This is a genomic window from Paenibacillus ilasis (genome assembly GCF_043195395.1).
Taxonomy (GTDB): Bacteria; Bacillota; Bacilli; order Paenibacillales; family Paenibacillaceae; genus Paenibacillus_AQ; species Paenibacillus_AQ lautus.
Map to the genome: position 1 here is coordinate 507,710 of NZ_JBHDJG010000002.1, position 21,131 is coordinate 528,840.

Annotated in this window: 19 protein-coding genes; 17 read left to right on the top strand and 2 right to left on the bottom strand. The window is 51.8% G+C overall.

Annotation, left to right across the window (positions count from 1 at the left end):
* Window positions 1-22: 22 nt before the first annotated feature.
* The 17 genes from ACETK5_RS22375 (at window position 23) to ACETK5_RS22455 (ending at window position 19,863) form a co-directional block, all read left to right on the top strand.
* Window positions 23-160, top strand: a complete 138-nt coding sequence (locus tag ACETK5_RS22375; RefSeq protein ID WP_394057948.1) for a hypothetical protein — start codon at window positions 23-25, stop codon at window positions 158-160.
* A complete protein-coding gene (locus ACETK5_RS22380) occupies window positions 157-1,488 on the top strand; it encodes a hypothetical protein (RefSeq protein WP_394057950.1) in 1,332 nt (443 codons plus the stop codon). The genes ACETK5_RS22375 and ACETK5_RS22380 overlap by 4 nt, the downstream gene beginning before the upstream one ends.
* A gap of 41 nt (window positions 1,489-1,529) precedes the next feature.
* Window positions 1,530-1,664 carry a hypothetical protein gene (locus tag ACETK5_RS22385; protein ID WP_279300474.1) on the top strand — a complete coding sequence of 45 codons (135 nt, stop codon included), beginning with the start codon at window positions 1,530-1,532 and terminating at the stop codon, window positions 1,662-1,664.
* Between the two features lie 204 nt (window positions 1,665-1,868).
* On the top strand, window positions 1,869-2,885 hold the full coding sequence (locus tag ACETK5_RS22390; RefSeq protein WP_394057952.1) for an NAD-dependent epimerase/dehydratase family protein: 1,017 nt from the start codon (window positions 1,869-1,871) through the stop codon (window positions 2,883-2,885).
* Window positions 2,885-3,967, top strand: a complete 1,083-nt coding sequence (locus ACETK5_RS22395) for a dihydrodipicolinate synthase family protein (RefSeq protein WP_394057954.1) — start codon at window positions 2,885-2,887, stop codon at window positions 3,965-3,967. The genes ACETK5_RS22390 and ACETK5_RS22395 overlap by 1 nt, the downstream gene beginning before the upstream one ends.
* A gap of 39 nt (window positions 3,968-4,006) precedes the next feature.
* Complete coding sequence (gene sdaAB / locus ACETK5_RS22400) at window positions 4,007-4,690, top strand: L-serine ammonia-lyase, iron-sulfur-dependent subunit beta (RefSeq protein WP_100539909.1); 684 nt, start codon at window positions 4,007-4,009, stop codon at window positions 4,688-4,690.
* Entirely contained in the window at window positions 4,687-5,619 is a 933-nt protein-coding gene (sdaAA, locus tag ACETK5_RS22405) for an L-serine ammonia-lyase, iron-sulfur-dependent, subunit alpha (protein ID WP_326111471.1), read from the top strand. The genes sdaAB and sdaAA overlap by 4 nt, the downstream gene beginning before the upstream one ends.
* Before the next feature lie 510 nt (window positions 5,620-6,129).
* Window positions 6,130-7,740 carry an extracellular solute-binding protein gene (locus ACETK5_RS22410; RefSeq protein ID WP_394057957.1) on the top strand — a complete coding sequence of 537 codons (1,611 nt, stop codon included), beginning with the start codon at window positions 6,130-6,132 and terminating at the stop codon, window positions 7,738-7,740.
* Between the two features lie 78 nt (window positions 7,741-7,818).
* Window positions 7,819-8,784, top strand: a complete 966-nt coding sequence (locus ACETK5_RS22415) for an ABC transporter permease (protein ID WP_127593776.1) — start codon at window positions 7,819-7,821, stop codon at window positions 8,782-8,784.
* Window positions 8,778-9,659 carry a carbohydrate ABC transporter permease gene (locus tag ACETK5_RS22420; protein WP_127593775.1) on the top strand — a complete coding sequence of 294 codons (882 nt, stop codon included), beginning with the start codon at window positions 8,778-8,780 and terminating at the stop codon, window positions 9,657-9,659. Before ACETK5_RS22415 ends, ACETK5_RS22420 begins: the two co-directional genes overlap by 7 nt.
* A 65-nt stretch (window positions 9,660-9,724) precedes the next feature.
* Window positions 9,725-11,965: a helix-turn-helix domain-containing protein gene (locus ACETK5_RS22425; RefSeq protein ID WP_394057960.1), complete on the top strand. Its 2,241-nt coding sequence runs from the start codon at window positions 9,725-9,727 to the stop codon at window positions 11,963-11,965.
* 21 nt (window positions 11,966-11,986) lie between these two features.
* Window positions 11,987-13,012 carry a zinc-dependent alcohol dehydrogenase gene (locus ACETK5_RS22430; protein WP_394057961.1) on the top strand — a complete coding sequence of 342 codons (1,026 nt, stop codon included), beginning with the start codon at window positions 11,987-11,989 and terminating at the stop codon, window positions 13,010-13,012.
* 324 nt (window positions 13,013-13,336) lie between these two features.
* On the top strand, window positions 13,337-14,560 hold the full coding sequence (locus ACETK5_RS22435) for a glycosyl hydrolase family 8 (RefSeq protein WP_394057963.1): 1,224 nt from the start codon (window positions 13,337-13,339) through the stop codon (window positions 14,558-14,560).
* 276 nt (window positions 14,561-14,836) lie between these two features.
* Entirely contained in the window at window positions 14,837-17,242 is a 2,406-nt protein-coding gene (locus ACETK5_RS22440; protein WP_394057965.1) for a LamG-like jellyroll fold domain-containing protein, read from the top strand.
* 290 nt (window positions 17,243-17,532) lie between these two features.
* Entirely contained in the window at window positions 17,533-17,937 is a 405-nt protein-coding gene (locus tag ACETK5_RS22445; protein ID WP_090910112.1) for a DoxX family protein, read from the top strand.
* A gap of 22 nt (window positions 17,938-17,959) precedes the next feature.
* Window positions 17,960-18,589, top strand: coding sequence for a nitroreductase family protein (locus ACETK5_RS22450; RefSeq protein WP_100539915.1), 630 nt, complete (start codon window positions 17,960-17,962; stop codon window positions 18,587-18,589).
* A gap of 167 nt (window positions 18,590-18,756) precedes the next feature.
* Entirely contained in the window at window positions 18,757-19,863 is a 1,107-nt protein-coding gene (locus ACETK5_RS22455; RefSeq protein ID WP_394057968.1) for a hypothetical protein, read from the top strand.
* 84 nt (window positions 19,864-19,947) lie between these two features.
* Here ACETK5_RS22455 and ACETK5_RS22460 read toward each other — a convergent pair whose 3' ends face one another.
* A complete protein-coding gene (locus tag ACETK5_RS22460; protein ID WP_100539916.1) occupies window positions 19,948-20,382 on the bottom strand; it encodes a DUF6376 family protein in 435 nt (144 codons plus the stop codon).
* Between the two features lie 145 nt (window positions 20,383-20,527).
* On the bottom strand, window positions 20,528-21,025 hold the full coding sequence (locus ACETK5_RS22465; RefSeq protein ID WP_394057970.1) for a hypothetical protein: 498 nt from the start codon (window positions 21,023-21,025) through the stop codon (window positions 20,528-20,530).
* Window positions 21,026-21,131: the final 106 nt, after the last annotated feature.

The window sequence follows — 21,131 nt, forward strand, 5'->3', positions numbered from 1 at the left end:
TGAAATAGAAATAGTGAACCGGATGAGAATCAAAAGCGGAGTTGCTTTTGGTTCTTTCACTTGCCAAATTTTCGATAGCGGGTATGATTTAGGTATCCATGCCGGCTTGCCGATAAGCGGCTTCTCGGAGATGGGAAAGATGGGAGTGAAGGAAACGTGACGGAGCGGAGGCAACTTCCTGTCCAGCAAATTCGTATCGGTATTATCGGAACCCAGACGATCGTTGATAAAATCTTGAAGGTTATTGAATCCTTTCCCTCCTTTGACCCCGTGCCGCTTGTTTTTCAGGATGATGGCGAAGCGCCGGCATTGGCTGAGCGGATCGGAGGCGAGGTTGAGGTGTTGTTCCTCTCGGATCCGCTGTCTCAGCGCAAGGTGAAGGAGCTTGGGCAGGTCTCGATCCCTGTGCATTATGTCCCCGTCACGGACGCGGGTTTATATAAAGCGCTGTTTCATGCCGGGCAGCGGGGAAGACTGGGTGGCGGCATATCGGTGGATACTTTAACGGAGACGATGGTGGTCCGGACGATAAGGGATCTGGGTATCCCAGCTGTACAAGCTGTTATTTACGATGGACCGGCTTATGCCTCGAAGGGGAAGCTGATTGATTTTCACCGTCTTCAATATGAATCCGGCGGGTGCTCCGTTGCGTTCACGGGTGTGGAATCGGTGGCCCATGAGCTGACGAGGCTCGGGGTCCCTAATGAGTGGCTGCTGCCTTCCGATCAGGATATCGTGGTATCGCTGGAGCGGGCTTTGCTGTCCACGGCATCCCGCCGGAGCAGGGAAGGTCAGATCGTGGTCGGGATGATCAATATAGATGATTTTGGAACCCAGGCGTTAAGACGGAATAATGAGCACGAGGTGCAGAAGCTGAAGCTGGATATTCACCGGATGGTGCTCGATTATGTGGAATCGCTGGACGGTTATTTGACCCATCTGGGTGGGGACGAGTATCTGTTCTTCACGACGCGCGGCATCTTTGAACGGGAAACCGGCGGCTACAAAACGATTCCCTTGGCCAAAGACGTGAACAAAACCTATGGTATTTCGCTCAGTATCGGCATGGGTTTCGGCCAATCGGCGAGCATGGCGGGAACCAATGCACGCATTGCGATGCGGAAATCCAAGGAGGTTGGCGGCAATGCCTGCTTTATTGTCCGCGAGGATGGAACGCTGATAGGACCGCTGGAGATGGCAGACCCTGTGCTGGAGGTGCTGTCTTTTACGGATCCAGAGCTGATCAAGCGGGCAGAGGACGCCGGAATGACGAGTGCCTATTTAAGCAAGCTGCTGAACCAGCGTGCCCGTTCCGGTAAATATGAATACAAGGTCCATGAGCTCGCTCACCTGCTGGACATTACCGTCCGCAGTGCACATCGGCTGCTCCAGCTGTGGACCGACAATGATCTGGTCGAGGTTGCCGGAATCGAGAAGGTGCCTAGAGGGAGACCAAGGCAAATCTTCAGATTCATCTTTCTGGAATAGGATATCAGATATGTACTCTAATGGAAGCTGAGGTGAACGTGATGAATAAAATAAAGGTCAAATTTACTCGGTTTGAGAAAATGGTCATCTTCACGATGCTGGGATTGGCAGCCTCCTTTATCATTGCCTTCTTCGTGCTTCGATACATCGTGCTGAACGTTTCGTTTGCTCCCTGACATCAGGGGGCTTTTTTTCTGTGTGGTCATGATGAATCATGAGTCTGTCGCAACGGCCCTGGTAAAATCCCCATTTCTCGCTGGTAAGCCGCCGAAACGGAGTAGTGCATCTCTATCTATTTAAAGACGATTTAAAGATTTGTCTTTATATCAAGCGAGGCCGTATGATGAAGATGAATCATTAATCGGAGGAGGAGATTGTTCATGTTAACCGTTGCAGAATTAGAAGCGAAGCTGGCTGAGCCTTCAGCACAGCTTGTTGCCGATCTGGCGTCTTTGGAGGGGGATATCCTTGTCCTGGGTGTCGGGGGGAAAATGGGTCCAAGCCTTGCAAGGCTGGCTGCCAACGCCGTACGCGAAGGCGGTGGCGGCAAACGGATCATCGGCGTATCCCGGTTCTCGAACCAGGAGGCCAGACGCGAGCTGGAGGAGGCGGGTGTGCAGACGATTTCGTGCGACCTGCTGAACGATGGAGAGCTGCAGCAGCTGCCCGAGGCTCCGAACGTGATCTATATGGCCGGCAACAAATTCGGCACGACCGGCCGTGAATATTTTACTTGGGCGATGAACTCGTATTTGCCGGGCCGGGTGGCCGAGAAATTCAAGCAATCCCGCATGGTGGTGTTCTCATCGGGGAATGTGTATCCGTTTTCGCCGGTGGGCAGCGGCGGAGTCAACGAATCCGTTGCGCCGGAGCCGGTCGGGGAATATGCGCAATCCTGTCTCGGCAGAGAGCGCGTCTTTGAATATTTCTCCCACCAGAACGGTACGCCGATGGCCATTTACCGTCTGAATTACGCCATCGATATGCGGTACGGCGTTTTGCATGAGCTCGCCAGATCGATCCACGAGGACCGGCCGATTCACCTGGCGATGGGGCATGCGAATATTATATGGCAAGGGGATGCCAACGAGATGGCGCTCCGTTCGCTCCTGCATTGCAGCTCGCCTCCCGAAATCATCAACATCACCGGACCGGAGACGATGTCGATTCGCTGGGCGGCACAGGAATTGGCGGCACGGATGGGCAAGGAAGTGACCTTTACGGGTACGGAATCCGAGACCGCACTTCTGAACAATGCTGCGAAATCGCACCAACTGTTCGGTTATCCGAAGGTGTCTCTGCTGCAGATGCTGGACTGGACCGCAGCATGGGTGCAATCCGGCGGTGAGAGCTGGAATAAGCCGACTCACTTCCAAGAGAGAAAGGGGAAATTCTAATGAGCGGACAGGTTCCTATAACTCAACGTTTGGCCCCCGAGAAGCTTAAAGCCCTTCACGAAGGGCTCGTCATTCCGGCGCACCCGCTGGCTTTGGACGAGAACCGGAAGCTGGATGAACGCCGCCAGCGGGCATTAACCCGCTATTATGCGGCATCCGGTGCGGGCGGTGTGGCGGTTGGCGTTCATTCGACCCAATTCGAGATCCGCGACAAAGGCATTGACTTGTATGAACCCGTGCTGCGGCTCGCGGCGGAAGAGGTCCGCAAGGCAGAGCTTGACCGGCCCTTCATGTTGGTGGCCGGCGTATGCGGCGAAACGGATCAGGCCGTGGAGGAAACGGAGATCGCCCGCAAGCTCGGCTATGATGCCGTCCTCCTCAGCATGGGCGGGTTAAGCGGCTGGAGCGAAGAGGATATTCTGAAGCGCACGGAGGAGATTGCGAAGAGGATGCCGGTGATCGGTTTCTATCTTCAGCCATCGGTTGGCGGCAAGATTTTCTCCTTTGACTTCTGGCGGTCCTTCGCCGAAATTCCGAATATCGTTGCGATCAAGATGGCTCCCTTCAACCGCTACCAGACGATTGACGTCGTTCGTGCCGTCTGTTATTCGAGCCGCAGAGATGACATTGCGCTCTATACGGGGAACGATGATAACATCGTCAATGATTTGCTTACGACGTATCAATTCCAGGTGGACGGAACGTTGGTCGCCAAGCCTATCGTCGGCGGTCTGCTCGGTCACTGGGCAGTCTGGACCAAGAAGGCGGTGGAGCTGCTGGAAGAGATCAAAGAGGCCCGCACACAGGATCGATTCACGAAGGAATGGCTGACACGCAATGTGGAGATTACCGACTCCAATGCAGCCTTTTTCGATCCCGCGCATCAGTTTGCAGGCTGTATTCCGGGCATCCATGAGGTGCTCCGCAGGCAGGGGCTGCTGCAAGGCACATGGTGCCTGAATCCGCATGAAACGCTGTCTCCCGGCCAATCGGAAGAGATTGACAGAGTCTACAGAGACTATCCGCATCTGAACGATGACGATTTTATTCGGGAGCACTTGGAAAGTTGGCTGGCGGACTGATACAATGAGGGCAGAATAGTCGAAAGTGGGGAATCGCACATGCGGTTTAAAGATGTGTTTTCTATTATTGGGCCCAGCATGGTGGGGCCGTCCAGCTCTCATACCGCTGGGGCCGTGCGGATCGGAAGAGCTGCGCGGCGCATATTTGGAGCATTCCCCGATCAGGCGGAAATTGTATTCTATGGATCCTTTGCCGAAACCTACCGCGGCCATGGCACCGATCTGGCTGTGGTGGGCGGACTGCTCGATTTTGCCACGGACGATATGCGCATCCGGAATTCGATCGAGCTTGCCGAAGCGGCAGGCATTGAACTTACATTCAAGACGGCACAGAATGTGGCCTTTCACCCGAATACCGTGGAGCTGAGGCTGACGGACGGTGATCATACCGATGTCATTGCAGGCGCTTCCATTGGCGGAGGCAGCGTGGAAATGCTGCGCGTGAACGGCTTTGACGTCAAGTTTACGATGAATTATCCGGTGCTGCTGGTCTTTCATGACGATACGCCGGGCATGGTCGCGCATATCACCCGGCTCCTGGAGGCCGGCGGCGTCAACATTGCCTATATGGACGTGGACCGCAAGGGAAGGGGCGGCGATGCCATGACGGTGGTGGAGTCGGACGAAGCGGTACCGGCCGAGCTGATGAAGCATATCGAAGGACTGCCGAGCGTGCATCGCGTCGTCGTTGCGGATTTGACAGTAGAGGAGGCGCAGTCATGAAGTTTTCTACGCTGGAGCAGATCATCGCATGCTGCCGGGAGGATCAGGTTACGATCGGCCAGCTGATGCTGAATGAACAGATCAAGGAAACGGGAAAAAGCCGGGACGAGACGTTCAAGCAAATGGCCGATTACTACGGCATCATGAAGGAAGCGGTGCACCGGGGGATCCATGAACCCGTCCCTTCCAAAAGCGGCCTGACCGGCGGCGATGCCGTGCGTGTCCATCAATATATGAGCAGCGGGGTACCCGCGCTCGGTACCGACGCTTGCACGGCGCTCGCCTACGCCCTGTCCGTGTCCGAGGTAAATGCCTCCATGGGGCGCATCGTGGCGACGCCGACAGCGGGCTCATGCGGCATTATTCCCGGGGTGTTCGTCAGCACCCAGGAACGCTTCGGCTGGGAAGACGAGCATTTGGTGATGGGGCTGTTCAGCGCAGGCGCGATCGGCTACGTCATAGCCAACAACTCGTTTATTTCCGGCGCGGAGGGCGGCTGTCAGGCAGAGGTTGGATCGGCTATCGGCATGGCGGCAGGCGCATTGACAGAGCTGCGGGGCGGTACGCCGGAGCAGGCCGTTCATGCCGTGGGGCTCGCGCTCAAGAATTCCTTGGGACTCATCTGTGATCCGGTTGGCGGGCTGGTCGAGATTCCTTGCATCGTGCGCAACGGCTTCGGCGCCGTGACGGCGCTGGCGGCATCGGATATGGCGCTGGCCGGCGTGCGCAGCGTCATTCCATCCGACGAAGTGATCGACGTGATGCTGGAAGTCGGCACGGCCATGCCGTCTAAGCACAGGGAAACGGCGAAAGGCGGACTTGCGCAGACGCCGACCGGCAAGAAGATCCTGAAGGATCTGTACGGCAAGGAAGGCAAGAAATTAAGGGAAAAGGGTGCCAAAGCCAAGAAAGATGAAACTGGTGATTGATTTCACACCCATTTTCCTGTAACGCCTAAGACGTTCTGCTTCTATAAGGTACGATGAGGAAGAGAAGAAATTTAACATGCTCCGTGAGGGATTTCGTTATGAAATCCCTCTATTTTTTTATCTATTTCTACTGCTTTAGCAATTTCCACACGCTCAAAAAGCCTGATACTATGCGGGTTTTCGGCATTTTATCCGCTTGGATGAGAAAAAACAGCATCTCGCCGAAATACGCTTCTTTACGAATCGTGGAAGCGTTTTTATGATGTGGATGGGTAGAAAATTCCGTGCCGGACGATCGGTATCGGATACGCGATCATTTTAGAATATTCCCTGCGCTTTAGCTTGGGATCTTCGTCAACAAGGAGGAATGATAGGGAGCATCTTAATTTGTAACGAGGACCGTATAAGTAAGCAAAGACACACAGATGAGAAGAAATGACGGGGGTAGAGTAGCGATCGCACAGATTCAGTCAGCCACAATCAAATGATGGATTTAGAGGAGGAACGCACATGACAAAGAAGTGGTTTCGTATGGCACTCGTGTTCACATTAATCATTTCGATCTTGGCCGCATGCAGCGGAGGAGATAAAGGGGCAGCTCCCGAGAAGGACGGAGACACAGCGCCACCTAAAGCGGCACCGGCAAATCCCGATCAGTATGGAGATACAGGAGGCCTTGCGCTTCCGTTGGTTGATAAACCAACAACAATCAATTGGATGGTCGTCAGCGAGAAAACCAACTTGAACGATTCCTTGCTTGCCAAGGAAATTGAGAAGCGCACCGGAATCAAAGTGAACTTCCAAGCCTATTCTTCGGCTACGTTTCAAGACAAGCTGAAAGTAACGGTTGCATCCGGCAAGCTCCCGGACATTATCCATGGGCTGACGCCGCCGGAGCTGAAGAAGATCGGTAAGCAGAAAGCGGTCGTTGCCATTAACGAATATCTCGACATGCTGCCGAACTTCAAAAGAATGTATGTGGATGAGAATCCGTGGGTCATTCCGTCCTACGGAGATGAATCCGGGAACATCTATACCTGGCCAGTTGCAAACATCAACCGGGACGTCAACCACGGCTTCCTGTACCGCAAAGATATTTTTGACGAGCTGGGCATCAAGGAATGGACGAATACCGATGAGTTTTACCAGGCTCTCAAAAAATTGAAAGAAGCTTATCCCGACTCCTATCCTTATGCTTCCAAGACGAAGGAGCACATTTTCCGCGACTGGGCCTTCGGCTGGGGAATCGGCGGAGCCAACTATCCGACGTACTACGACGAGACGGCCAAGGTATGGAAGTACGCTACCATACAGCCCGAGCATAAAGAAATGCTCGATTTCATGAAGAAGCTGTACAACGAGGGACTCCTTGATCCGGAATTTATGACGGACACCGACGATTCCTGGACGGCGAAAATGACGTCAGGCAACAAATCCTTTGTGACCTATGACTGGATCGGACGTTTGGACCTGTTCTACAACCAGGTCAAGGATCAAAATCCGAATTATGATCTGCGATACGGCAATCCGGTTGGACCGACCGGCAACGGCAAGACGATCGAGAGCATTACGAACGGCTTCAGCATCGCGGTAGCCAACAACGACAACAAGGAAGCTTCCTTGAAGCTGCTCGATTACCTGACGAGCCCGTCCGGCGCCACGCTGGTGACGATGGGCGTGGAAGGCGAGACGTTCAAGATGGAAGGCGATAAAGCCGTCTATCCGGAACTGACCGACGTGCCGCTGGTGGATATCAGCGTGCTGGAGGATCGCTACGGCCTGTGGCTGCAAGGTTTATATGTCAATTCCGATAAGCGCAGCGTGTACTTCAATTATACGGAGAAGGAACAGGAGGCTCAGGATAAGCTCCTGAACGGCAATAAATTCGAGCCGCTGGATCCGGTCGTGAACTTTACGGATGACGAAACCGCAACGATTGCCGAAATCCAAACCTCGCTGAAGAAACTGGCGGATGAATTTAACGCGAAATACATTCTCAACAAAAACTATGGCGATGCGCAGTGGCAGCAATGGCAGGTGCAGGCTGAGAAGCAGGGAGCCAAGCAGATCGTCGATATTTTCAACGCAGCCCAGAAGAGATTGGATGAAGCCACGAATTAATCCGCAGAAGAAATAGGAGTGATGGCGGCATCCGGGTACCACGCTGGGTGCTGCCCATCATCTTAAGGAGGGAACACCATGTCAAGTGCAGGGACAGAGACAAAACTGGCCAACCCCCGCGGCGGGCTTGGGAGAAGAATGGTTTCGGCCTTTCAGCATATGAAGCGGGACAGACAGCTGTTGATTCTGTTTATCCCGTGCCTGTTGTTTTACGTTATTTTCCGATACGGGCCCCTGTACGGCTTGATCATTGCCTTCAAGGACTACAGCGTATTCACCGGCATCATGGAGAGCGACTGGGTGGGGTTCAAGCATTTCGAGAAATTTTTCAGCAGTCCGGATTTCTGGCTGTTGTTCAAGAATACGCTGCTTCTTGGCGTATATAATCTGATTTTCGGTTTTCCTTTCCCCATCATTCTGGCGATTCTCCTCAACGAGGTCAGAGTGAAATGGTTCAAAAAATCGGTTCAAACGCTCAGCTATCTCCCTTCGTTCCTGTCGGTGGTCATTATAAGCAGCATGATTATCGACTTCCTATCACCCAATCAGGGGATCATTAACCAGCTCATCGCGGCGTTAGGTTTTGAGAAGACGTATTTTCTCATTGAACCGAGCTGGTTTAGAACCATCTATGTTTCATCGGATATCTGGGCAACCGTCGGTTATGAGGCCATCATCTATATGGCTGCGATCGCAGGGATCAGCCCGTCGCTTTACGAAGCGGCCAAGGTGGATGGTGCCAAAAGGCGCCACATGATCTTCAGAATCACGATTCCTGCCATTCTTCCAACGATTATTATCATGTTTGTTTTGAAGACGGGGTCGATGCTTCGGATTGGATACGAAAAGGTATTGCTGCTTTACAATCCGATGACCTACGAGGTAGCGGATGTATTCTCGACTTATGTCTACCGGAAAGGCCTTCTGGAGAGCAACTATAGCTATGGTGCAGCCGTGGGCTTATTCGAAGCCGTTGTCGCCATGATTTTGCTGCTGTCCTCCAACTACTTCAGCAAGAGATTGGGAGGTAGCGGACTATGGTAAACAACAAACGATTCAGCCTTCGGAATATCTCGTTATTCGGCATCATTAACACGCTGATTCTGACGTGCCTTGCCATTATTACCGTGTATCCCGTCGTATATATCACCGCCGTTTCCCTCAGTGCGACTTCCGAAGTGGTGCAGGGGAATATCACCTTGTTTCCCAAGGGTTTTAATCTGGACGCCTATGCCCAGGTGCTGAACGATGACCGGGTGCCGCGCGCCTACCTGAACACGATTTTTTATACCGCGCTCGGTACGGTCATTAACCTGCTGCTTACGGCAGTAGCGGCATATCCGCTCGCACGCAAAAATTTTTTCGGGCGCAAGTTTTTCCTGCTGGCGATCATCATGACCATGTTCCTGAATCCGGGGATCATTCCGAACTACCTGATCGTATCCGAGCTTGGCCTGCTGGACAGCGTATGGGCGCTCGTGCTTCCGAATGCGATCTGGACCTTTGAGCTGTTAATCCTCAAAAGCTTCTACGAGAATATGTCGGAATCCCTGCGCGAGGCGGCCGTTGTCGACGGCGCTTCCGAGTACCGCATCCTGTTCCAAATCGTGCTTCCGCTGTCCAAACCGGCGCTGGCCTCGATCGGCTTGTTTTACTTCATGGGCCATTGGAACAGCTTCTTTATCCCGCTGATTTATCTGAATGATGCAAATATGTATCCGCTCCAGGTCGTGCTTCGGGATATGCTGATTTTCAGCGAGAACGGAAGCAATCCGAGTCTGGTGGATGCGTCGGCGCTCGCTCCGCAAGCCATGAAGAATGCGACGATTGTGCTGTCGATGATTCCGGTGCTGCTGATCTATCCGTTTGCCCAGAAGTATTTTGCCAAAGGGGTCATGCTCGGTTCCGAAAAAGGGTAACGGGAAGGTGCCCGGGGCTTTCATGTTGAATATGAAGGGATGACATCCAAGAGAGGTGAATCCGTATGAATCGATTGATCGCCAACAGAGGCTTGCTTCAGATTTTCTTCGCTCTGCAACTGGTCATCGGCATCATGTTCATATTCAATTACATCGTGTACAAGAATTCCATTACCGGAATTTACGACAAGGTGAGCGAGAACAACCGGATGGTGATCAGAAACATTATTCAGTCGTTTGATACCAGTTTCTCCTCCGTGAACAATTTGATTTTTAACATTCATGCGCTTCCTTCGGACCGGATGCAGCTGGATAACGGCAAACTTGACATGGAGAAGGTCATCTCCCTGCAGGACAGCGTCACCAGCATTGTTTCCAATGTGGACATCGTGGAGGATGTGGTCATCTCGTTCGACAATCACGATCTGGCCATTACGACGCGCGGAACCAGCAATTTGGACGCTCTGTTCGACAGGCGGTACAAATCCCAGAAGTTCAACTCGATGTTCTGGAAGACGTTTACCCGATCGGAGCACGAGCTCACGGTTTTTCCAGCGGAGGTTTATGAGGATCAGAGCAGCGGGTATGGCCGAAATCTGATGATTGCCGTGGACGGCAACAAGGTCAGAATGTCGAACAAAAACCTGATGATCCTGATTAACGTGAACCGATTGCTTAAAGGGATCGATCTGAATTCGATGATTCCGGGAGCCTCGCTCATCGTGCTGGATGCGAACCGGAACGTCATCTTGAGCACCGAGAAGGATCTGGATCTGGTAGGGATTCTAAACGACGTATACTTTAACCCGTCGCAGGAAGCCTCCCTCACGCATGACGATTTTGAGTACAATTTTTACAAGTCGGACTATAACGGTTTTATATATATCAACAAGCTGCCGTACAAGTTTCAAAATATCGATTCCGTTACCAATGCCAATACGTGGATCATGTACGGCGCGATTGCGTTGAACGTCATTCTGTCGGTGCTGCTCAGCATTTATCTGTACCGGCCCGTGAAGAACATCGTGCAGCTGCTCGGGGGAAGTTCTCTGAAAGGGAACGATTTTGTAAAAATCCAGAGCGGCATCATCAAGGTCCAACGGGAGAATGAATCCCTGAAGAAGCAGATGGACCTGGTGGATGAAGATATTCGCCGCGGCGTGTTTCTGCAAACGCTGGACGGCCATCACCATTCGCGCGAGCAGGAAATGCAAATGCAGAAGCATTACACGCATTTTTTCCAGTGCCGGCATTTCATGATGGCGGCCGTGTATTTGCAGCCTGCCGGCAAGGGAGCATCCAAGGCGGATTTTGTCCTGGAGGAATTGACGGCCCAGATCCGAAGCAGCCTGCAGGGACGCTATGAACATGTGGTGGTTTATCATGTCGAAGAGCTGAGGTTCCTCGCGCTCATCGGTTTGGATCAGCCCTCGGACCGCAAACAGCTGCTACGGAAATTCGAAGAGTATATCCGCCTGTGCAACCAGGAGTATACGGATATGTTCACGGTGTGGGGCTGCGTAAGCCGAACGTATGAATCCAAGATCAGCAACTGCTGCGAGGCATACCGGAACATTAAGGATGGCCGGTTATACCGGAACGTGAATGCGGACACGGATATGGTCGATACGGAGCAAATCCGTTATGTCCCGGATATTTATTATCCGCTTCAGAAGATTGAGAAGCTGAGCAACTGCATGCTGAGCGGCAAGGTAGATGAAGGCCTGCAGATCGTGAGTGACATTTTTCAGCAGAATGCGGATCTTCACATCCACCATCATCAGATGGTGCATATTGCCAAGAGCATGTTCTTTCTGGTCATGAAGCAGGCGGATTCGCCGTCCGTTGACCGCAACGAGCTGTTTTTGCAAGAGAGTGATTTCATCCGCAAGGTTGACCAAGCCTTTACCTATGAAGAGATTCAGAAGGCGCTGATGGAAGTGATGCGCGTGGTGGCCAACACGCGGAACCATGATCCGCGGAGCAAGCTGAATCCCGCCTTCATCTCGCAATACATCGAACTTCATTATATGGAGAATCTGTATTTGGACCATATGGCCGAGGTGCTGGATACAAGCTCCAAATATTTCTCGAATTATTTCAAGAAAACATTCGGCGTGAATTATGTGGAGTATTTGAACAAGGTCCGACTATCGCACGCACGTGAATATCTCCGGAACACGGATCTCAGCATTGCCGAAATCGGAGAGAAAACGGGGTATTCGAACTCTTCCACATTTACGACAACGTTTAAGAAGTATAGCGGCGTATCGCCGAGCGAATATCGAAAAGCATCAGGAAAATAAGGTGGAGCAGGAGGGTTCATATTGAAGGCTGTTGCCACGATTCATGGAAAAGTGATCGTTGATCAAATCGAGAAGCCGGCCGAATTGCCGGCAGGTCATGTGCTGATTCGTACCGAATACTCGGCGGTCAGCCCGGGCACGGAGATGATCTTTATACGAAGAGCATCGGATCAAAAAGTCATTATGGGTTACAGCGCCGCGGGGATCGTCGAAGACTTGGGAGAAGGCGTGAAGGGACTTGCCGTCGGTCAACGGGTGGCCTGCTATGGAGCACCTTACGTGCGCCATGCCCAGTGGCTTACCGTGCCTTCGAACCTGACGGCGATCGTTCCGGATGGAGTAGACCCGCAGGAAGCCGCGTTTGCGGGACTGGGAGCGATTGCGATCCATGCCCTGCGGATAGCGGATCTGCGCTTCGGCGAATCGGCCGTGGTGGTCGGGCTTGGCATCCTGGGGCAGATGATTGCCCAGATCGCTCACGCGGCGGCTTGTCCCGTTGCGGGATTTGATCTGAATCCGGAGCGGGTTCAGGGATTGAAGCGGCATATTCCTTATGCCTATGACAATCAGGAACGGCTTGAGGAGCAGATTGGCATAATGACGGGCGGGCATGGAGCCGACAGCGTCATTCTGTGCGCAAGCGGTCCCGGGGAAGAGCTCATCAACGCGTCGATGACATGGATTCGGGATAAGGGGAAAATCGTCATCGTTGGCGATTTATCCATGACGTACGCGCGGGACCGGATGTTTGGCAAGGAAGCGCAGGTGCTCATATCGCGGGCCGGCGGTCCGGGCCGGTACGACGCAAGTTATGAACTCCGTAACACGGATTATCCGATCGGCTTTGTGCGCTGGACGGAAGGTCGCAACATCGCGGAATATATCCGTTTATTGGCCGAGGGGAGAATCTCGGTCAAACCGCTGATCTCGCATGTGGTCCACGTGGATGAAGCGGGCAAGGCTTATGAGCGGTATGGCCCCGGATCAACGACGCTGGGGACGATATTTAGATACGATTCGGAGGCGGTCGGTGCGGGGACCGACTAGAGAGGCCAAGCGGAATAGTGATTGCCGTCTTTCCGGGCAGTGAATACTGCTAGCGGAAAGGCGGCTTTTTTGCTTGTGGACGAATCCTGTCTGCGAAACTATTAATTTACAATAATATACAATTCTATTATACTAGTAGTAGATATGGATAATATCTCATTTTATATGGAGACAGTTACATATCTATTCTTCTTGTTCATACATACAAGCGGCAGTTCCCTCGTTTCCATCGATCATTGGAAGGGTGGTGGTTTATTCGAAACCGGTTTACCAGACTGTAGTGGTAATGGCTTTCCAATTCGAAAAACAAAGGAGCGAAGCGTGATGAAAGTATTCCGAAATTCGATCATCCGTAAGTCGGCTGTGTTGTTCTGTGCTGTTCTACTGATCTTACCAGCCGGATTGTCTCTGGCGGCCAACAAGCCGTTTCCCCAACATACGTCGTATACGAGCGGTTCGATTAAACCAAACCATGTGACGCAGTCAGCGATGGACAATGCGGTCAAGAGCAAATGGAACAGCTGGAAAGGGTCTTTCTTGAAGCCTGCAGCGACAGGGCAATATTACGTAAAATACAATTCGGCGGGCGAGACGGTGTCCGAGGCTCATGGCTACGGGATGCTCTTCACTGTTCTGATGGCGGGTTACGACAGTAACGCACAGTCGTATTTCGACGGACTTTATCGCTATTACAAGGCGCATCCGAGTAATAACAATCCGTACCTGATGGCTTGGAAGCAGAACAGCAGCTTTCAGAATATAGGGGGAGCCAATTCGGCAACGGACGGCGATATGGACATTGCTTACGCACTCCTGCTGGCGGACAAGCAGTGGGGAAGCAGTGGATCGATTAATTACCTCCAAGCAGCTAAGGATATAATCAATGCGATCATGAGCAATGACGTGAATCAGTCGCAGTGGACGCTGCGCCTAGGCGATTGGGCAACCAGCGGCATTTTCGACACCGCCACGCGGCCATCGGATTTCATGCTGAACCATATGAAGGCATTCCGTGCGGTTACCGGCGATGCCCGTTGGGATAACGTCATTAACAAAACCTATACCATCATCAACTCCATTTATAACGGCTACAGCTCCAATACCGGCTTGCTTCCGGATTTCGTCGTCATGTCGGGCAGCAATTATCAGCCGGCGGAAGGGGGATTCCTGGAAGGGGCGAATGATGGAAAATACTATTACAATTCGTCCCGGACACCTTGGCGGATTACGACCGACTATCTGATGACCGGCGATACGCGCGCGCTGAATCAATTGAACAAGATGAACACATTCATTAAATCAGCCACAAGCAGTAATCCTGCCAACGTCAAGGCAGGGTATAACCTGAACGGCACCGCGCTGGTGACCTATAACAGTGGGGCGTTCTATGCTCCTTTTGGCGTAAGTGCGATGACTTCGTCCAGCCACCAGAGCTGGCTGAATTCGGTATGGAGTTACACGGCGAACGCATCTGCAGAGGGATATTATGAGGAAAGCATTAAGCTGTTCTCGATGATCGTCATGTCGGGTAACTGGTGGACATATTAAAACATTACGCTGTTTAACTTCATGTAAATATAAAATAAAACCCCGATCCGTATTGGATCGGGGTTTTTTAGGACTTTCCTACCAATAATTGATTTATAGCAATAAATGATAACAATTCGCATTGATATTTTATATTGAGCAGTGTTAATATCTTATCAAATATAAAACATTTTATATTATTCTAAATTAAACAACCAGAGGTTTTATCGAAATGAACATCTTGTTTTTTACTTATGAAAAGGTTTACAAAAAAGAGCGAAACGAAGGGAGAAGCGTATGAACAAGAGCATGCTGCGCAAGACGGCTGCGGCAGGGATAGCCGCAGTTTTGATGGCTGGGGGCTTAGGCACTGCAGGCCAAGGGCCCGCATCAAGCAGTCCGGACGTTTACGCGGAGGCAGCCCCGCTGAAGAAGGGGGAGAAGGCACCGGTATTCCGGGAGGCTTCCGTGCACGATCCGTCCGTGATCAAAACAGGAGATACATACTATGTGTTCGGTTCCCATCTGGCTGCGGCCAAATCGAAGGACCTGATGAGCTGGGATATGGTCGCGTCCGGAGTCGCAACCGGCAATCCACTGATTCCGAACGTAACGGAAGAGCTAAAAGAAACGCTGGAATGGGCGCAAAGCGATACGTTGTGGGCGGCCGACGTGATTCAGCTGGCAGATGGCAAATTCTATATGTACTATAACGCCTGCAAAGGGGATTCCCCGCGATCCGCCATGGGGATCGCCGTTGCCGATCAGATCGAAGGCCCGTATAAGGATACCGGCATCATTCTGAAATCCGGCATGTGGGACGAGATCAGTGAAGATGGAACCATCTATGATGCAACAAAGCACCCGAATGTCGTCGATCCGGATGTGTTCTTCGATAAGAACGGCAAGCTGTGGATGGTATATGGCTCCTATTCCGGCGGCATTTTCATTATGGAGATGGATCCCAAGACCGGAAAACCGCTGCCTGGGCAAGGATACGGCAAGAAGCTGCTGGGGGGGAACCACAGCCGGATCGAAGGGCCTTACATGCTTTATAACCCGGCCACGGACTATTATTACCTGTATCTGTCCTACGGGGGATTGGATGCAGTTGGCGGCTACAATATGCGGGTCGTCCGCTCCAAAAATCCGGATGGTCCTTTCTACGATGCGGAGGGCAACGATATGACAGAGGTGAAGGCCGATCCGTCCCTTCCGCTTTTTGATGACCGGTCGATTGAGCCGTATGGCGTAAAGCTGATGGGAAATTACTTGTTCAAGCGCTTGATTGGCGATCCGGGAACGGGGATCGGCACCGGGGCCGTGTCGCCGGGCCATAACTCCGTCTACTACGATGAGCGGAGCGGAAGGACATTCCTTATCTTTCACAGCCGCTTCCCGCAGCGGGGAGAAGAGCATGAAATCCGGGTGCATGAATTGTATATGAACCAGGACGGCTGGCCGGTATCGGCTCCATACCGCTATGCGGGCGAGGAGGCCAAGGAATCCAAGAAAATTACGCCGAATGATGCGGCTGGAGACTACAAGCTGATTCAACACGGAAAAGATATTTCGTCCGTCATCAAAGAATCAGTGCCGATTGAGCTTCATAAGAACGGTAAAGTGACGGGTGGGGCATCCGGGACATGGAAGATCAGCGGAAAGCGGGATGTAATGCTTAATCTGGATGGGAAGAGTTATAAAGGCGTACTGACTCTGCAGTGGGACCCGGAGGCGAAGCGGCAGGTGATGACCTTTACGGCCCTTTCGGCGGACGGTACAGCGGTGTGGGGTGCGCGTCAGCTTGATCGCAGCGACAGGGAACTCGTGGATGCCGTGAAGAAGGACCTGTCCCTCGGGGATGTGAGCGGAATTTTCTACGATCTGGCTTTGCCGTCCGAAGCTTCCGGCGGTGCCGTCATTCGCTGGACCCCCTCTCATCCCGAGGTCATATCGACGGAGGGTAAGCTTAATCGTCCTGCTGCCGGGGCGGGGGACGCGAAGGTTACGCTGATCGCCCAGATTACGAAAGGCAAAGCGAAAACTTCCAAAGCCTTTGACGTGACCGTGCTGCAGCAGTCGGCAGGGCCATTGCTGCTGAACTATCCATTCAGCGAGAATAAAGAAGGCACGGTGTTCGACACCTCGGATAACGGATTTCATGGGAAGGTTCTTGGTGGGGTCCAGTGGAATGAGAAGAGCTGGCAGGGAGGCGGAATGGACTTTAACGGCTCGGACGGCTATATTGAACTGCCGAATCGGGTTACGGATACAGAGGACTTTACCTTTGCTGCTTGGGTATATTGGAAGGGTGGAGCACCATGGCAGCGAGTGCTGGATGCCGGCAGCGGGCTCGCCAGGCATATGTTCCTGACGCCATCCCAGCACGCCGGCGTCCTCCAGTTTACGATTCACGGTAATGGCGGAGACCAGAGCCTCCTTAGCAGCGCGCCGCTTCCGGTAAATGCATGGACGCATGTAGCCGTGACCCTTCAAGGGGATACGGGCAAATTGTACGTGAACGGTCAAGTCGTGGCAGCCGGAGATCATATGAAGCTGAATCCGAATGAACTGCTGACAACGGAAGCTTATTTAGGTAAAAGCCGGTTTGCGGCCGACCCTTACTTTAACGGAAGCTTGGATGAGGTGCGGATGTATAACAAGGCGCTGACCGACAATGAAATCAGGAAGCTGGCGGAATGACTTTATAAAAAGCAATCATGAATTTTGCGTGTAGACTACGGTCTGCACGCTTTTTGTAATGGCGTTTAAAAATAACGGTTGACAGGAGAACCGATATCATATATCTTGATATTAAGTTAAGCGACTATATAAAAGTTAGTCAATTGAAAGGAGTAAGTATAAAGTGTATAAACGTTAGCAAAGTAAAGCAGGTTAATCATTCTACACCTATATATCTTTATATTAAGATATTAATGAACAGGGTCGATGAATTTCTATAAATAATGAACATGAATATGGAGGCGTACAAAATGGCTATAGATATTGGATTGTTGATACTTCGTTTGGTGGTTGGGTTGTCGTTCATGGCGCACGGCGCGCAGAAGCTGTTTGGATGGTTTGGCGGTTACGGGCCGAAAGGGACAGGCGGCTGGATGGAATCGGTGGGCATTAAGCCTGGGGTCGCGATCGCGGTGTTGTCAGGTTTGATGGAGCTGGTTGGCGGGCTGCTGCTGGCGGCCGGATTTCTCACGGTGCTCGGCGCCGCGCTGATCACGCTGACGATGCTGGGCGCAATTGTGAAGGTGCATGGCCGGAACGGGTATTGGTCCACAGCGAATGGATACGAGTATAATTTGCTGTTGATCGCAGTGGCCGTTGCACTGGCACTCACGGGTGCAGGCGCATATTCACTGGATGCGGTAATCTTTAACTAATCGATGATGGGGGCGTGCAGATATGAATGATCTGACAACATTAATTAAGAGCCGGAGATCGGCTAATCTGTTTATGGAAGGGATTGAAATCCCGGATCAGGATTTGAATGATATCTTTAATGAAGTTAAATATGCTCCTTCGGCATTTAATTTACAGCACACGCACTATGTGGTGGTTAAGGATCCCGATATCAAGCACAAGGTTTACGAAGCCGCCAACAAGCAGCATAAGATACTCACCGCGTCGGCCGTCATCGTGGTGCTGGGGAATAAGCAGGCCTACCAGGATATCGGAAGAATGAACGAGGGCTTTCTGAATTTGGGCGTGATCGACAAGCTTGAATATGACATGACGGTTGAATCGGTCACGAACTTTTATGAAGCGGGCGGAGAAACCTTTATGAGGGATGAAGCCATTCGGAATGCCAGTCTATCCGCCATGTTATTGATGATGGTAGCCAAGGACAAGGGATGGGATACCTGCCCGATGATCGGATTTGATCCCGAGGTTCTGCAGAAGGATCTGAGCATTCCGGACTCTTATGTGCCCGCCATGCTGATCGCGATTGGCAAGGAAGATGTAAGAAAACCTCGTCCCCGGGGCTATCGCAAGCCAGTATTGGAATTTGTAAGCTATAATCAATTTAATTAATGCATGATATGAGAAGGAGCTCCCGCTGCAGGTCTTTAGATCTGGCGGGAGCTTTTTTCATCCGCAATGATAAACATTCCTCACTATTATGACGATGATGAATATAAAGAGATCGGTGCAGCGCCAATCCTAAATACATTTGTACTCGTTATATGGGGGTGAACGAAATGAAGACGAGGAAGCAGCCGTATCAGCGATCCGGACAGATCTTGGCTCTGACTGTCATGACGATTATGCTAATGGTCGCATGCACGAAGGAGGTCCCGGGATCCATACAGCAAAATAGATCGACTGCCGCCGTGCCGAGTGTAGGAGAAGCCGGGAATCAATCGGAAATGCCAGCAGCAGCGGAAAGTTTGCGTACGGCATTCCAGCCGGAAGATCAAAGCAATCACCAGGTTAAGCAAGAATCGGAGCCGTCGGAGGGGGAGTCCAACCACAATCCGATTGAAGCGGTTCTCGACATGTATGAGGCGCTTCAGGCTAACGATTCCGCCACGTATTTCCGCCATGCTGACATTCCGAGCGTCCGTATGTCCCCTGCCAAGCTGGAGGTGTTATTCGAAGAGGCCGGCAAGCGTGAAGTGAGACCGGAACGATTCAAGCTTTTTGATCGAGAGGGGCTGGATCGGGAAAGCCGCCAGTTGTTATCTCTCACGTACGGCAGCCAAGCCGAGATTGTGCTGGAGGAGCTCAGTCAGGACGATCATAACCTGTGGTTTGTGACGGCGTTCACGGACGGACTTCAAGTGGTGGAGCAATCCACGGTTTATCCCGGGGCTTACGAGCTTGGAAGGGAAGCGACGATGGAAGAGCTTATCGCTATAGAGATTCAGCATACGGCTGAAGACCGGGCATTTCTTGCCGCAAAAGCGAAGCAGCCTGTATGGAAGCCGGTGCAGACCGTTTCTCTGCTGTATCAGGCAGCGCAGGCGGAGGATGCGGATACCTTTTACGCGATGTCGGGTGGGAGCGAGGGATACTTTTCGGGTCAGTACGCCCGGGACATGGTGGAATTTACGGAATGGATGAAGTCTTTTGAAAGCGTGCACCATATTCCAATCGAATCGGTTCCGCGGGAGAATATGGCCGCGAGTTATAGAGAAGAATATAATGAACGCTTTGGCGGCGCATGGCAATTCATTGTGGCTTGGGATCCGAAGGATGAAGCGGGCTACCAAGGGACATACTGGATTATGGCGCCTAGCGAAGACGGAACGCGATATGTCGTAAAGCAGACGCTTACCGCCAACCTCGAATCCTTTTTTAAATGAGGAATACATACATAGCAAAGACAAATATAGCAGCCCTGCTCATGAAGAGCAGGGCTGCTATATTGTCGGCAAGAGTTTGCCTGATTACGGCTGAAGATTTTGGAGCATATCCATCGTTTCGTTAATTTTATTGATGGTTTGAACGATGTTGGAATTCTGGAAGTCGGTCACTCCGTTCTGGATTTGATCCATATAGCCGTTGATGTCGGTCAGCAGCGTGTCGTTTAAAGCGACCAGCTGTTCATGGATGGTCTGTGCAAAAGCAGGGGCTTCGATGCCATTAAACTCCGAGATCCGGGTTTTCATCGCTTCGAGTTCTTGGGTCAGCGTTTCCTTGGCATCTGTATTCGTGGCGGCCTGTTGGGCCAGCTCCGGAATGGACTCGGCAAATTGGGATGCATCATTTATAAAAGTGGTGGCTTCTTTCGTATAATCCAAGGAATTGTTCACGCTGTCCACCAAGGAACAGCCGGAGAGAACTCCCAGAACAAGTGAAATCAACAATAATCTTTTGATCATTTCTCATCCTCCTGTCGTGTAAACGCAGTTCTTATACGTTGTATACGTATGGCATGGAGAATGGTTGTATTTTTTCACGCGAAGGAGCAGGTATTTTTAAGCAACCCTGAAACAGCCAACATTTCCTGAGAAGGCTGGGAAGGGATTAATATTTCCCCAGCAGGTAGCGAACAAGCTCAATCAAACCCGCCAGGATACCGCCGGACTTTGGGATTTCGGCTGCTCGAGCCGGCTTCTCAGGCTGGATGCCTTCCCCCAGCGAAGTCACGTCAACGGATGAGGAGGGACCGGTATTTCCGCATAGATGGGGTTTGAGCTTTTCCCCGCTTTTCTCGGCGAACACGATATATTCCTTGCCTGTATCAAAGGATTCCCAGCCATTGGAATAAAGGGTGACGGTTGGTGAATCCGAATCTCCTTTCCACCACGCGGAAACCTGGAATACATATTTGCTTTTGGATATATCGGCTTTAGGATTGGACGAGACCAACGTACCTCTGAATACTGCGTCCGAGGATTTTAACTCCTCGGTAACCTTTCGAGGCTCCGCGCAAGACAAGGCGGATACCGTGGATTGATCTGCGCCAAGCCATAGTCCAACAGTAAGGGAAAAAGCGATCATAGCGATAAAGCCTTTTTTCATATCGGCGTCTCCTTTCGGGATGATTATGTATTTAGACGAGGAGGGTTTCGCCATTGTTGCAGCGTACTTGGAAATAAATCCGATGCTCATATGGCTGCATTGCGGG